The 13733-nt window shown below is 61.1% G+C and carries 13 protein-coding genes and 1 riboswitch; of the genes, 4 read left to right on the top strand and 9 right to left on the bottom strand.

What is annotated here, in order from left to right:
- Positions 1-419 precede the first annotated feature (419 nt).
- From NKI47_RS03340 to NKI47_RS03350, 3 genes are all read left to right on the top strand, one after another.
- On the top strand, positions 420-1271 hold the full coding sequence (locus NKI47_RS03340; RefSeq protein WP_352587413.1) for a class I SAM-dependent methyltransferase: 852 nt from the start codon (positions 420-422) through the stop codon (positions 1269-1271).
- A gap of 64 nt (positions 1272-1335) precedes the next feature.
- A complete protein-coding gene (locus tag NKI47_RS03345) occupies positions 1336-2445 on the top strand; it encodes an acyltransferase family protein (RefSeq protein ID WP_352587415.1) in 1110 nt (369 codons plus the stop codon).
- A gap of 664 nt (positions 2446-3109) precedes the next feature.
- A complete protein-coding gene (locus NKI47_RS03350; RefSeq protein WP_352587418.1) occupies positions 3110-5065 on the top strand; it encodes a calcium-binding protein in 1956 nt (651 codons plus the stop codon).
- Positions 5066-5225: 160 nt separating this feature from the next.
- Here the strand turns inward: NKI47_RS03350 and NKI47_RS03355 are convergent, their stop codons facing one another.
- Both NKI47_RS03355 and NKI47_RS03360 read right to left on the bottom strand, forming a co-directional pair.
- Complete coding sequence (locus NKI47_RS03355; RefSeq protein WP_352587421.1) at positions 5226-6209, bottom strand: aldo/keto reductase; 984 nt, start codon at positions 6207-6209, stop codon at positions 5226-5228.
- A 10-nt stretch (positions 6210-6219) separates the two neighbouring features.
- Positions 6220-6375, bottom strand: a complete 156-nt coding sequence (locus NKI47_RS03360; protein WP_156937304.1) for a YjiS-like domain-containing protein — start codon at positions 6373-6375, stop codon at positions 6220-6222.
- 235 nt (positions 6376-6610) lie between these two features.
- On the opposite strand from NKI47_RS03360, the gene NKI47_RS03365 reads away from it, so the two are divergent.
- Positions 6611-7480 carry a LysR family transcriptional regulator gene (locus NKI47_RS03365; RefSeq protein WP_352587424.1) on the top strand — a complete coding sequence of 290 codons (870 nt, stop codon included), beginning with the start codon at positions 6611-6613 and terminating at the stop codon, positions 7478-7480.
- A 162-nt stretch (positions 7481-7642) separates the two neighbouring features.
- On the opposite strand, the gene NKI47_RS03370 is transcribed toward NKI47_RS03365, so the two are convergent.
- The 7 genes from NKI47_RS03370 to NKI47_RS03400 all read right to left on the bottom strand — a co-directional run bounded on the left by NKI47_RS03370 (position 7643) and on the right by NKI47_RS03400 (position 13156).
- Positions 7643-8452 (bottom strand): MBL fold metallo-hydrolase, encoded by an 810-nt coding sequence (locus NKI47_RS03370; protein ID WP_352587427.1) that lies wholly within the window; start codon positions 8450-8452, stop codon positions 7643-7645.
- Between the two features lie 185 nt (positions 8453-8637).
- Complete coding sequence (locus NKI47_RS03375) at positions 8638-8829, bottom strand: YdeI/OmpD-associated family protein (RefSeq protein WP_352587523.1); 192 nt, start codon at positions 8827-8829, stop codon at positions 8638-8640.
- 63 nt (positions 8830-8892) lie between these two features.
- Positions 8893-9660 (bottom strand): helix-turn-helix domain-containing protein, encoded by a 768-nt coding sequence (locus NKI47_RS03380; protein WP_352587430.1) that lies wholly within the window; start codon positions 9658-9660, stop codon positions 8893-8895.
- 102 nt (positions 9661-9762) lie between these two features.
- Positions 9763-10107 (bottom strand): hypothetical protein, encoded by a 345-nt coding sequence (locus tag NKI47_RS03385; RefSeq protein WP_352587433.1) that lies wholly within the window; start codon positions 10105-10107, stop codon positions 9763-9765.
- 145 nt (positions 10108-10252) lie between these two features.
- Positions 10253-11023 carry a type 1 glutamine amidotransferase domain-containing protein gene (locus tag NKI47_RS03390; RefSeq protein WP_352578217.1) on the bottom strand — a complete coding sequence of 257 codons (771 nt, stop codon included), beginning with the start codon at positions 11021-11023 and terminating at the stop codon, positions 10253-10255.
- A complete protein-coding gene (locus NKI47_RS03395) occupies positions 11020-12519 on the bottom strand; it encodes an aldehyde dehydrogenase family protein (RefSeq protein WP_352587437.1) in 1500 nt (499 codons plus the stop codon). Before NKI47_RS03395 ends, NKI47_RS03390 begins: the two co-directional genes overlap by 4 nt.
- Entirely contained in the window at positions 12512-13156 is a 645-nt protein-coding gene (locus NKI47_RS03400; protein ID WP_352578215.1) for an NADPH-dependent F420 reductase, read from the bottom strand. Before NKI47_RS03400 ends, NKI47_RS03395 begins: the two co-directional genes overlap by 8 nt.
- Positions 13157-13537: 381 nt before the next feature.
- A riboswitch (guanidine-I (ykkC/yxkD leader) is annotated at positions 13538-13653 on the top strand.
- The last annotated feature ends 80 nt before the right edge of the window (positions 13654-13733 follow it).

Here is a 13733-nt window from a genome sequence, read left to right on the forward strand (position 1 = left end):
ATCCAGACTGAGGGAAGCCTACTGGCAGTGACGTCATGTCCATTTGCTGAAGCGAACGCCCATCTCTTCCTGGGATGTCTAGCCGACGAGCCAGGAATCCGCGCCATCCGTATGAATGACGGTGTGGTCACGTTAGGATATCGACGGACGCCAAAATCGTGAACGGAAGGAGTGCGTTTCGGTGACTATCCTTCCGGATTGCCTACCGTCCGTTTACCGTTCCATCTCCGAAAGGGATGTGCAGTAGCCCTATTCCCCAGCACACTTCCGCGAGGGCGCGGCAGTCATGAGTTCGGCATGTCTCATCCGTTCGAGGGATGCGAGACACCCAGCCTTCTGGAAACCTTCTCTGTGATGGACGCAGCCAACTGGCCGTTTATCCCCTCTATCGCCAATAGGGCAGCTTGGTCGGCTATCCAATGAACGTGTCGGACAAAAATCTTCGATCTCATCTGCAGGAGAAATCGTATGAAAGCAGGCATATGAGCGAGAACCTCGAGCCACATCAGACGGCAGCGGCAAATACGGCTATACCTGCCAATTACAACGCCAAGGTCGCGGCAGTCGCGGCCTATGAGCTCCCGACAAAACAGAGATATCAAGATCCGAGTTTTGCGAGCTGGTACCTGAACGGCTATGCAGGCCGGTTGAAGCTGTCCACCGTTGCGTCATACGTCATTGCGCGACGGGAGCAACGCTGCATCGCCAAGGCGCTGGAGAGGTGCAGCCCGCCTCCATCTCAGGTGCTCGATATCCCATGCGGAACCGGGAAGCTGGCCGGCGTGCTGGGCCAGCATAATTGTCGGGTGCTGGCTGCAGACATTTCAATGGAAATGATGGCCTTGGCTAAATCAGCATATGAAGGTCAATCAGGATTTCGGGGATTCATCCGATGTGACGTGACGCAGCTGCCGTTCGCCGACGAAAGCTTTGATACGGTGGTCTGCCTTCGCCTCATTCACCTTATCCCGCCACATCTCAGGCGCGACATTATCATTGAGCTCGCGCGCGTTGCCAGCCGTCGCCTGATCGTATCCTACGGCCTTGGCACCCGCCTCCAGAGAATACGGCTAAGGCTGCGGAAGATGATCACCGGAAGGATGTCGGCGCCTCATCCCGTCAATCTCACCGTTGCACGACAGGATTTCGCGGCGGCGGGGCTCAAGCTGGTACGCTCTTTTAGCGTCCTGCGGTTCCTGTCCTGCGAGCAGCTGTTCGTACTTGAGAAGGTAAAGGCTTGGCCTGCCGCCGGTTTGCAGTCTTCGCGTTAGCACTGGTATTGCGGATCAGGCCGCTGATGGTTGTCAAAAGCTGAAACGGCTGCGGGAGGTAGCTGTGGAACCGGCAGGCAAGGCCATTCCGGCGCGCATGGCATCACTCGACCTGCTGCGCCTGGCTGCAGCCCTCGCGGTCGTGCTCTTTCACTATCTTTTTGGCGGCGCGATCGCGGGCAATCTCGACGTGGAATATCCTGCCGCAGCACCTTACGCCATCTACGGCTATCTCGGCGTCAATCTGTTTTTCCTGATCAGCGGTTTCGTCATCGCGTGGTCGGCCGAAGGTCGAACCTGGCAGGAATTCGCGGTCGCCCGCTTCGCCCGGCTTTATCCCGGATTCCTCGTCTGCATGACCGCGACGTTTGTTGTTCTCGTCGTCGCCAAAGATCAGCGTTTTCCGACCGATGTTCCAACCTATGTAGCCAATCTTTCCATGTTCGCCCGCCTCTTCGGCAGGCCGTCCATGGATGGCGTCTACTGGTCGATCATGCTCGAGATCCTGTTTTACGGCTGGGTTGCAGTGCTGATCTTTGCCGGCGCCTTTCAGCGCTGGAAAATACCCATCGCGGCCATCTGGCTCGCAATTTCGGCAACCAACGAGTTCTTCTTTGGGAACCCGGTGATACGCATTCTCTTCATTACAAACTATGCGCCTTTGTTTGCCGCCGGCATCCTCGCGGAAGACATCGTTGCAAGGGGCCGTTCACCGGCTGCGTTCCTGTTTCTTGCCGTCGCGTTCCTGGTGTCTTGCCAGACCGCAATGTTCTCTCATAACTGGATGCAGGAGCACTTTGGCGCAGCCATTTCGTATCCGGCCCTCCTCGCTGCCAATATAGTGGTCTACGGAGTCTTCGCTGGCGCGATATTGCTCCGCTCCGTGATTGCTCCATCCAAGGCTATCATGATGCTCGGAGGGTTGACTTATCCGCTGTATCTTTTGCACCAGTATATCGGCTACATTTCGCTTAACGCGCTGGCGCCTCATGTCGGCAAGAACGCCGCATTCTTCGTCGTGTTGGCCGGGGTCCTCCTTGCCTCTTTTATCGTCTGGCGCTTCATCGAGACGCCGGTACGCAAGCCGCTCGTCCGCGCCCTGGTGTCTGGGATATATCGCCTTGCACCAGCCTCGCGGCCAATCCGGCCAACCTCTTCCGCGCGAACGTCATGATCAGGAGCTTTCGGCGGATGCCGCAGAAGATGTTTGAGTCCAACCGTCGCCTCGCGGAAAAGGCAACTGGGTAGCCCCACGACGCCTGCGCAAGCGAATACATGATCTGTGGGTCAATCCGCAGGCGAGCAGCAGGCCGGCGATCAGGCGAGACAGCACCGGGGTTCCTTCCAAGCCGCCGATGTTGCACGGCACCGCTGTTGCGGCAATGCCGGCTGCGAGGCGCATTCGCATTTCGGAGAAGCGCCGTCTAGATCGGCAGCTTCGTCGATTGCGTCACATTTTGTTCTTGCTTTGTGCCGGCAGCTATGCTAGTAATTTGGGTACGGTGCAGATTCGCACTGACGACCCGCCGCTAGGCGGGTTTTGTTTTTGGTCTGGTTTTCAGATTTCCCGGCCGTCCTGCGTCGGACGGCTTCTCGACCGCGCCATTCGAGCCAAGCTCCACACGGTCGGATCAAGTTAGCCGAGTCTTATCCCGAATAGAACCATCCTTGGCTGGTCGTCGATACCGTTGCGGAAACGAGTTCGAAGGGAGCGCCCCTCCAACGCTCAATCCTACTTCAAACCTCAATATTTCTGTCAGAGGGTGTCGGTATGTGATTTGGCGCTAATATACGCCGTCTGTAAGTAGGCACGGTCGAAACAGAAAAAGGAATATTGGATGACAACTCTGCATTACACGTCAGGTGGATCGGGCACGGAAATTTCGCAAGCCGGATTCAATCTGGCCGACGTTTCATCTGTTGACCAACTCAATGCGCTGCCGGACGGTATGAAGGGCTTGGTCTACCTCAACGAAACCGACGGAGCGACGTCGTCCTTTATCGACAAGATCACGCCTTTCATCGGCAATCCGAAGCTGTTCGGATTCTTCCTTGTCGACGAGCCGGATCCCACCGGCCAATGGGGCACCTACGCCTCCGCCGCGAATCTGAAGGCAGAATCCGACTGGATTCACGCCAATGTGCCGGACGCCAAGACCTACATCACGATGATGAGCTTGGGGACGTCCGCGAATCCGGATTTTTCGAACACGTACAATCCCGCCAATACCGGTATCGATTACTACGGCGTGGATGTCTATCCTGTCCGCACGGATGGCGCGGTCGACTATAACATGATCGATAAATTCGTTGCCGCCGCTCAGGCATCGGGCATCCCGACGAGCAAGATCATTCCAGGCTACCAGACGTTTGGCGGTGGCGACTATAACACCGACATGGGTGGCAAATATGTCGTGCCCACCGCCGCCCAGATGGAAACCATGATGGACCACTGGGCCAAGCTGGTTCCGTCACCCGCCTTCGAGTACGCGTACGCCTGGGGTTCACAGCGAGGCGACACCGCGCTTGAGAGCTCCCCGGAACTGCAGGCCGTTTTCCGGCAACACAATCTCAGCACCGCCGGGACTGCTCCTTCCGAAGCTGCGGCCACCGATCCCATTTCTACGGCGACGGTCCCTTCCGAGGCCACCACCGGCGATAGCACCGCGACTGTCACCGCTCCTTCCGAAGCCACCACCGGCGGCAGCACCTCGACCGCCACCGCCCCTTCCGAAGCCACCTCCAGCGGCGGCACCTCGACCGCCACCGCCCCTTCCGAAGCCACCTCCAGCGGCGGCACCTCGACCGCCACAGCCCCGGCCGAGACCATCACCGGCGGCAGCACCTCGACTGCCACCGCCCCTTCCGAAGCCACCACCGGCGATAGCAATCATGGCAAGACCACGCTTTCGCATCTCCTCGCCGGCAACGGCGGTTCGATTACTACCGCCGCCTCCGGCGCTACCGCCAGCGATGGCAGTCATGGCAAGACCGCGCTGTCGCCCCTCCTCGCCAGCGACGGCAGTTCGACTACTACCGCCGCCTCCGGCGCTACCACCAGCGATGGCAGTCATGGCAAGACCGCGCTGTCGCCCCTCCTCGCCAGCGACGGCAGTTCGACTGATACCGCCGCCTCTGGCGCTATCACCAGCGATGGCAGCCATAGCAAGACCGCGCTTTCTCACCTCCTCGCTAGCGACGGCAGTTCGACTGCTACCGCCGCCTCCGGTGCCACCACCAGCGATGGCAGTCATGACAAGACCGCGCTTTCTCACCTCCTCGCCAGCGATGGCAGTTCGACTGACACCACCCACGATAATGCCGGCGACAAGGTAAGCGAGGGCAGCAACGTTGACCGCATATTGGCCTCGTTGAGCCATTCTCTTTCGGCCGGCTCGGAACTTCTCCCGACCAACGATCCATCCGACAAGACGGCAACCAGCCTGATCCGCCACGGGTTCGCGCAAACCGTCCAGCCCGATGAAAGTGTCGGCGCCCAGGCAAAAAACGGCGCCGCCGCCGAGATCATGTCTGGCCACGGAGGCAACGATGCCTTCGACTTCAGCAAGCTTCAGGACAAGCTCCACCTCGATCAAGCCGCTCTTACCGAGCTTAAGTCGGGCGGGCTTTCATTGCATACTTCCCCTGCTGGTACGGCCACGGATGATGGTTCCCACCACATCATCTTTGACAGCTCAACCGGGTCGCTCTCTCTCGACAGCGACGCGGTCGGCGGCGCAGCTCAAGCGCAGCTCGCTACCCATCTCCCGTTGCAGCATCACTCTTTGATCTGAAAACCGGAGCGGCGGACCTTCAACTCGAGCGTGTCCGCCGCTCCGTCCGTGTTCAATTGCGCCACGGAAGCTTGACTAAGAAAAATGCGATATCGGCAGACATCAGAGAGATCGAAGTTGGTCGCATTGTCGCCAATGCGAATTCCGGATTCACCACACCCTACGCAGTCTCGGCAATTTTCAGCACTGCGTCGATCTCGGCCATCACCGTTGCCGGCAGCGGCCCTTTCTCCAGCGCACCGAGATTGTCCGCGACCTGCTCGGGCCGCGTGAAGCCGGGAACCGGCAAGGCGATTGCCGACTTGGCGAGTATCCAGCCGAGCGCGCCTTGCGCAAGCGTGCGTCCGCCCGAGGTGAGCAGGTCGCGGATTGCCGAGAGCCTTGACAGATAGTGCGGGTTGGCGGCGCCATCCCTGAAAAACACCATCCATTCGGCATTCCCGCCGCGCACATCGTTGGTGGGCAGCCGCATGGCCGGCGTGTATTTGCCGGTGAGCAGCCCCATTGCCAGCGGCAGCCGGCTGAACGAGACGAGGTTCTCGCGCGCCGCAACGGCCATCAGCTCGTTCGCCGGGGTAAACACATTGAAGTCGTTCTCTACGGCGACGAACCCCTCGCGCGGCGCGTAGGCGGCAAGCCGTCCGCGGTGATCGGTGCTCCAGCCGAAGCCGCCGATCTTGCCCTCCTGGCGCAACAGGCCGAGCGTATCGAACACCTCGCCGGCGCGCTCGATCGGATACTCGTTGATATGTAGCAGCACGACGTCGATACAATCCCGCTGCAGGCGCTGCCGCGAATTGTCGATCGATGTCCGGATTGCCGCGGCAGAGGCATCCTCGGGTGCGATCTTACGCGTTTCGGGATCGCCGAAATAGCCGACCTTGGTGACGATGACGGCTTCGTCCTTACCCCTCAACGCCCGCCCGAGGATCAGTTCGGCATTGCCGGCGCCGTAGGCGGCAGCCGTGTCGAACACCCGCGCGCCGATCTCATAAGCCATCGCCAGCGCGGCTTGCGACCTGATATCGTCGACCTCGCCATAGATTGTCGCCGTGTCACGCCAACGCGCGGGGCCACCCGCCGCCCAGGTGCCGATGCCGATGCGCGGTACCGAGCGGCCATCCCAAAGCATCATCATCTGCATGCCCGGCTCCTCAACGACGCAAGCTGGCGTGGCGGGCACGCTCGCGGATCTCTTCGCGAGAAATGCCGGCATCCGCCAGTGTGCTGTCCCGGGCCTGCCTCAAGCTCGCAAGCGTCTGGCGATAGGCAATCCAGCGGGCGAAACGGTATCGAAGTTCATCCAACATGATCGTCTCCTTTGGTACGCAGAATGCCTGCGCGCCTGGGTTGGTCGGAAGCGCAAAACCTCTGCGCCAATCGCATGCGCGATCGAAAGGGTTCAGTTCGCTTCTTGGCCAGCCGAGGCGCTTGTCCCTGTCCCGCCAGGCAGGATTGTCCAACGCCTCCAATGCCTGCATACTTGCGCACGATGCCCGCTTTGCGCTACAGCCACGGTCGCAAGGAGTTTTTCATTTCTGCAAAATGGATATCGGCTGGGACGATCTGAGGTTGTTTCTCGACGTTGCGCGGCTGGGTGGCTTGAGCGCAGCGACGGGAACCACGCGCCTCAGCGCAGCCACCCTTGGACGACGCGTCACCGCGCTCGAAAAGCAGATCGGCGAACCTCTATTCGTGCGCCAGCAGACCGGCTACCGGCTGACCCCGGTCGGCGAGGAACTGCTGCGGCGCGCCGAAGACGTCGAGGCGGCAATGCAGTCGCTGACCCGCTGGCGCGAGGGAAACCTGCCCGACCGCATTGTCCGCATCTCGGCCGGGCCATGGACCTCGGCCTTCGTTTCCGCCCATATCGGCGAGATCTGGACGGTCGATGACGGCATAAGGGTAGAGCTTGTCACCACCACCGACCGGGTCGACATCGGCCGCCGTGCCGCCGACATCGGCATCCGCAGCGAGCGCCCGACCGAGCAGTGGCTGGCCGGCCGTCAGAGCGGCAAGGTCGCCCACGCCATTTATTCCGGACGTCACCTGATCAACGGCATCGCCGCCGGATTGTTCGTCGGCGTCACCGGCGAAGGCGCAAACATTGCCTCGGCGCGCTGGCTGCAAGCCCATCACGGCGACCGCATCGCCGTACGCGGCAACAACACCCATTCGGTGCGCGAACTGGTGGCCGCCGGCGCCGGCCTTTCGGTCTTTCCGTGCTTCGTCGGTGACGGCGATCCGCGGCTGGTTCGCGTTGCTCAGCCTATCCCCGAACTTGAAACCGACCAGTGGATCGTCACCCATCACGAGGAACGTCACTCCCCGCCGGTACGGAAAGTCGCCGACCGGATCGCCGCCTTGATGCGGGCGCACCAGCCGCTGTTTCGCGGCGAGACGCCGATCCGGTAAGCCTCAGGCATCGATCGGCCGCCAGTGGATCAAGAATCAGATATTTTGGTGGACCGGACGATGGTACCGCCGCCGTTGAGGACGCCGGAGTGCGGCGCGCTGCTCGTCGAGATCCTTGCCTTGGGCGAAGAGAGCGGTATAAACCGATCAGCAACGGGCCGCCTATCCGGTCACTCGTCCTCCTGCCGGCTCATAGCCGTATGCTTCGCCCTTACGCACCACGCGACCGATGCCCGGCCAGCCAAGGTGCGCGCCGGCGATCCACGTCCCCGCCTCGGCCGCGTCACTGAAAACCTTTAGGCGGGTTGCGCGCGCGGTCAGCTGATCGTCGTCATAGCCCCAACTGAACGCGGGATTGCCGAACTGCAAGGCCGGCACATGAACGATGTCCCCGAAGAATAGGAAACGGTCCTCGTCCGTGTCGAACGTGTAGCCAGTATGACCGGCAGCATGACCGGGCAAGGCGACCGCCCTCAATCGCTCACCCACCTGGTCGCCATTCTGGACAGGCTTCAGCAGGGGCCGGAACTGCGCAAGGTGCGCGTAAGCGAAAAAGCTCCCCACAGCCGCCTCGGGAATTACGATCGCCTTCAAGTTTGGAAAGAGCATTCGGCCGTCGGGGGTCAAAAGTCCGTGCACATGATCCTGATGGGCGTGGGTGAGCGCCAAGACCGTGATCGAAGCCGGGTCGATCTTGGCTTCCGCCATGGCCTGCTCAAGACGCCCCACTGTCGGGGCCCAGCCCCCTCCTCCGCTGTCGATCAGAACGCCGTCAACGCCTGGACCTGCGAGGGCGAAGCAATTGACAGACAGACGAAGCGCCCCTGCCAACGCAGCTTGCGGCACCGGATTATCCTGCGGGTCCCGCAGAAGGTCCGCCGGCATCTCGATGTAACCGTCCGAGAGCGACCAGACGCGCCACCTTCCTGACGTGCTGCCGAGCACGTTATTGGTTTGCGATGTCACGATCATATGGCCACCTGCCGCAAACGAAAATGGAGGATAGGTTCGATTGTCACTATTTGGCTCTCTGCATCCTCTGCGCAAAAACGTGGGGAAATCGATGAAGATCAAAGCGGAAAGCACCCGATCTCGATAGGCCACGGATCGGAAGATGATCGTTGACGGATCTGCTAGCTTCGCGGCGATGCCAGCTCTTATTGCATTCCCATGTAGATTCCTCCCTTCGTAAGCTCGTCAATCATCTGATTTATGCGCTTTCGGCGTGTTTCCGGGTGACGGGCGCGCTCGATCCAATGCAAGTAATCATTGCGCTGATAGGGAGGCCGTTGCTCGAAAGCAGTTATCAGATTTGCGGCCTCGAGCTCTGCACGCAAACTGTCGGGCATCTTAGCCAACGGACGTTTCAGCAACTCACATCTCCGCCATTCGATGCTGGAATAGATCACAAGTCAGCCGTCGCGCCTGCGAGACCGCAGCCGGCCTGGCGACAGCCCTTTCAATCGGGTCACGACGCGATTCATATGGGCCTGGTGAGTGAAACCCGCGTGCTGAGCAATCTCGGCCAGCGGCAGATCGCTATTTTCCAAAAGCTCGACCGCGCGATCAACGCGGCGGCGTAAAATGAATTGATGTACCGGCAATTGCGTCGCCTCGCGAAAGGCGGCGGTGAAGGCGCGTCGTGGTATTCCCGCGATTCCGGCAAGATGGTCGATCGACACCCCCTTTTCCAGATCGCCGTCAATCGCAGCGAGGACCCGGTCGAACCGCTGCGAGGTTAGGACCGGAGACTTCTGCTGCCGCTGGCGTGCATGCCCGAGACGGAGCAGGTTCGCGAAAACCAGGCCCAGCGTCCATTCGCGGACGATCGGGTTGACTGGCGGGTCGCCTTCGAGGCGTCGGCACAACTCGGCCACCAGCGAATCGCGTATCGGTCGATCGGTCAGGATTACCAGGTCCTCGGGGGTCCCGCCTGCGGATACCAGGAGCCTTGACGCCAGCGCGGAGTCAACGGTGATCATCGTCAGCTCTCGCGGCTCCTCGATCTTGAACCGCGTGGCACGCTCGGGAAGACTGAGCAGCAGGTCGCCGGGGCGGGTGAAGACGCGCCGCAGCCCGCGGCCAAGATCGATCTCTGCATAGGATGAACCGCTGCGAATCACACGCAGCTGAACGACTCCGGCCGGCGCATGGCGATAGTCGCCGGCAGGAAAGAACAACCTCTTTGCACTTGCCGCGGTCACTATCGTTGTACCGGGCGTCCGGACGCAAGTTCCTCCGGGACTTCGATGATCGATCGCCGCATCCTCGATCCTTGCTGCCTACACTTTTGCCCGTTTGACTGGTCCACCAGGCGCATCATTTGCCAGGGCAGTCAGTTCACCAATCCGGGGCACAAAGATGTTGTGCAGTGTCTGGGTCATAATGGTCATTTCACGCTGAACTTGCAGTTCCTGTGCGGCGGGAAACAATGTGTCCTGCAAGAAGATCTCCAGGCCTGCCTTGTCGTCCCATATCTCGATGATGCGATAACCATCGTCTGTGGCATGCGCGATGTGCTGGTAGATGCCGCCAGCGGGCCGTTTCTCCACGCCGATCCGATCGAGGATGCGGCTATAATCTTCGGCCGTCAGGCCGGCAATATCAAGTGTCGTCACTACGGCCATGGTTCATCCTCGCTGCTGATAGTGGTTGTTTGAGGTGGAGTTCTTGGACGGACCCGGATCCTATTGGGCCGATGTCGTTTGGCATCGCCCGCCCTGACGGCGAGTTTGTCTCCCGAACTTCACCGACAGGAGCGGTCTTTGGTCCTCAGCCACCGAGCGCCTCGATGACAAGACGGGCGGTCGCCGCTCCGGAGAAGTTCTGCTGGCCGGTGATCAAATTGCCGTCGCGCACGGCAAAATCGCGCCACAGCCCGGCCTGAACATAATTCGCGCCGAGCGCACGCATCTCATCCTCGATCCGCCATGGCATCAGATGCGTACCGTGTGGCAGCGCGCCCATCTCCCAGACGGCATTGTCGGCGAAGTCTTCCTCGACATTGGCGAAACCCGTAACAGTGCGCCCTTTGGCCAGCAGCTCGCCGGTTGAGAGGCGAGCGTAGCGCAGCAGCGCGACGCCATGACACAAGGCGGCCGCGACCTTGCCGGCCGCGAAAAAGTTGATGAACAGCCGCTGCAACTCAGTTGCGCCTTCGAAGGTGAACATCGGCGCTTGGCCGCCAGCGACGACGATAGCGTCGAACGCGTCGACCGACAGCTCTGCGATGGGCCGGGTCGTCTCCACCAGCGCCGCCAGTTTCGGCGTCGACAGGAAACCGAGCGAGATCAGATCCGTATCCGAATAGCCGGACGGATCGCGCGGGTCGCTCAACGCATCCGCCTCGCATTTGCCGCCCTCAGGCGAGAAGATCGCGACTCCATATCCGCGCTCGGTGAAGGCGAGCCAGGGATGAGTTAACTCGCTCCACCAAAACCCGACCGGCCAGCCTGTGGTGGTTGACACAGCCGGGTTTGAAAGGACCATCGCGACGCGTTTAGGATGCCGCGGGTCGAGTGGGTTGGAATCGCGCACGCTCATCGCGCCATCTCGACTGGTTCGCCAAGATTCGCCCAAATCGTCTTGTATTGGGTGTAGCTTTCCCACGCCTCGCGGCCCTGCTCGCGGCCATAGCCGCTCATCTTGAAACCTCCGAACGGCGCATTAGGATGGTACTTGTGCCAGCAGTTCAGCCAGACCGTGCCTGCCTTGATCCGGTCGGCGAGCCGCAAGGCGCGGCCGAGATCGCTGGTCTGGATGCCCGAGGCGAGCCCGTAGCTCGTATCGTTGGCGATCCGGATCGCGTCCTCCTCGCTGTCGAATGGAATCACCGGCAGGACAGGGCCGAAAATCTCTTCGCGCGATATCCTTAGGTCGTTGGTCGCATCGGCGAAGATGGTCGGCTCGATGAAGAGGCCCTTGCCGTTGACCTGGCGGGTGCCGCCGCCCGCGGCCAGTCGCGCGGTGCGCTTGCCCTCTTCGACATAGCTCAAGACCTTGTCATACTCGCCCCGCGATGCGATCGGCCCGATCATCGTCGCAGGGTCCAGCGGATCGCCGAGCGTCGCCGACCTCGCCATGGCGCTCAGCTTCTCGACGACCTCGTCATAGCAGGCGCGTTCAACCAGCAGGCGCGATCCGGCGACGCAGACTTCGCCCTTGTTCCAGAAGATGCCCCAGAAGGCTGCCTGTATCGCGACATCGATATCGGCATCGGCGAAAACGATATTGGGACTCTTGCCGCCGAGCTCCATGGTCAGGTGTTTCATCGTCCCGGCACCGTTGCGCATGATGCCCTGGCCGACGGTGGTCGACCCGGTAAAGGCGATCTTGCCGACGCGGGCATCGTTGACCAACGCGTCGCCGATGGTGCCGCCCGGGCCGGTGACGAGATTGTAGACGCCTGGCGGCACGCCCGCGTCGAGGATCACTTGCGCCAAGGCGAGGGCCGTCAGGGGCGTGTCGGTCGCAGGCTTGTGAACGACCGTGTTACCCGCCGCGAGTGCCGGCGCGATTTTCGAACAGGACAGCGCGAGGGGAAAATTGAACGGGGTGATCGCAGCGATCACACCGAGCGGCTCGCGCCGCGTCAGGATCCTGATATTTGGTTCGTAGCTGGTACGATAGGCGCCGTCCATCGCGCTCATGGCGAGCCCGCCATGAAAGCGGAACAGTCCTGAGCAGTGCGGCATGATGATATCGCGGAAATCGCGATAGGGCATACCCATATCCATCGCCTCGCGCACCGCGAAATCCTCGGCCCGCTCGTCCATTAGATCGGCGATGCGAAACAGGATCTTGGCGCGCTCCTCATGGTGCATCCGCGCCCAGGGTCCTTGCTCGAAAGCCCGCTGCGCGGCCGCGACGGCATCGCTCGTGTCGGTGACGTCCGCCTTCGCAATATCGGTGATCGCCGCCTCCGTGGTCGGATCAAAAGTCGTCGAAGTCTCGCCACTGACGGCATCGCGCCATTGGCCATCGATCAGCAGACGTCCTACTGGAATCGCCTTGCGCCGCGCGGGTAGATAATCAGTCATGAGTCCGTCCGTCCTGTCGAATGAGATTGAAGGAAATTGTCGGCCCCATCCCGCGCCGATAGGCGAGCTGGACCAATAGCAGCATCATCGGCTCGATCAGGCGCGAGGCCGTGAGATCGCCGACATCGACCGGTATTGTCGGCAGATCGGCGAGAAGCCGGCAAACCGCCGCCTTGGCATCTGCGTCATTGCCGGCGACATAGCTCGTCACCGGATCGCCGTTGAGACGCGGATCATCCCTGTCAAGCAATTCGGCAAAGGTCGGAATGCACTTGACGACAAGGGCGCCCCGCGCGCGCCTCTGAACCTCCTCGCCTACAGACGTAGTAGTGCCTAGCAGCATCGTGGAAAGGTCAGGTGCGACTGCATTGGTATTGTCCCAGACGATCTTGCCCGACAAATCGCCAAGCGCGTCCATCGCCAGCTCGAGAGCCGGCCATGGCGTCGCCAGGGCAATTACGTCGGCCCATCTCGCTACTTCGTCAGGGGCACCGAAGCCAACACGGAGGGTTGCCGCGATTGCGCGCAACTTGCCTTCGTCACGACTGAAGCTGAGGCGAATTTCGTGCCCGGCGAGGCCAAGACATTTCGCCAAGGCCTTCCCGAGCGAGCCTGGTCCGATGATCGCAACTTTCACAACTGCCTCCCGACACGCGATCGGGCTTGCCTAGCATCATTGCAGTCGCGCTTATTTCACGAATTGCCCTTGCACGATCGGGCGCACTCGTCACATGGGTCGGCGCCAATTGGCATCCGGATCCGCCGCGCGCTCACGCCCTTCCCGAACGTGTCCCTATTGGGCATGTATGTGTGGGCGACCATAGAGCAGGGTGCGATCAGCGGAGGTCCCCAGGGCACAAGCTTGCTCATATTGGTTGACGCTAGATTTTCCTTGCCTAATCCGTCGGCGTTGCGATGACTTTTGTGGCATCAGCATAACGCGATTGCCTGCAAATCCGGGGAAAGGCCGCCTCAGGACGGCTTTCCGGACTGGCACGCCCCTTGCTTCGTTATTCATGTGCAGAGCGTCTAGGGTTCCGGCCGTGTCGATCACGGTGCTGGTCCAAGAGACGCGACCGCTTGAGATGCATTGAGGCATCTGGCGGAACACGGCGGGCCAAAATCCCGGGAGAACCCTGCACGGGTTTGCTGGCGCGAACCTCTCCCGGATGCGCGCTCCGTGAACCCCCCAACAGACGTTCGGACGCAATCCG

Source organism: Mesorhizobium sp. M0633, assembly GCF_040320645.1.
In the GTDB taxonomy this organism is placed as follows: Bacteria; Pseudomonadota; Alphaproteobacteria; order Rhizobiales; family Rhizobiaceae; genus Mesorhizobium.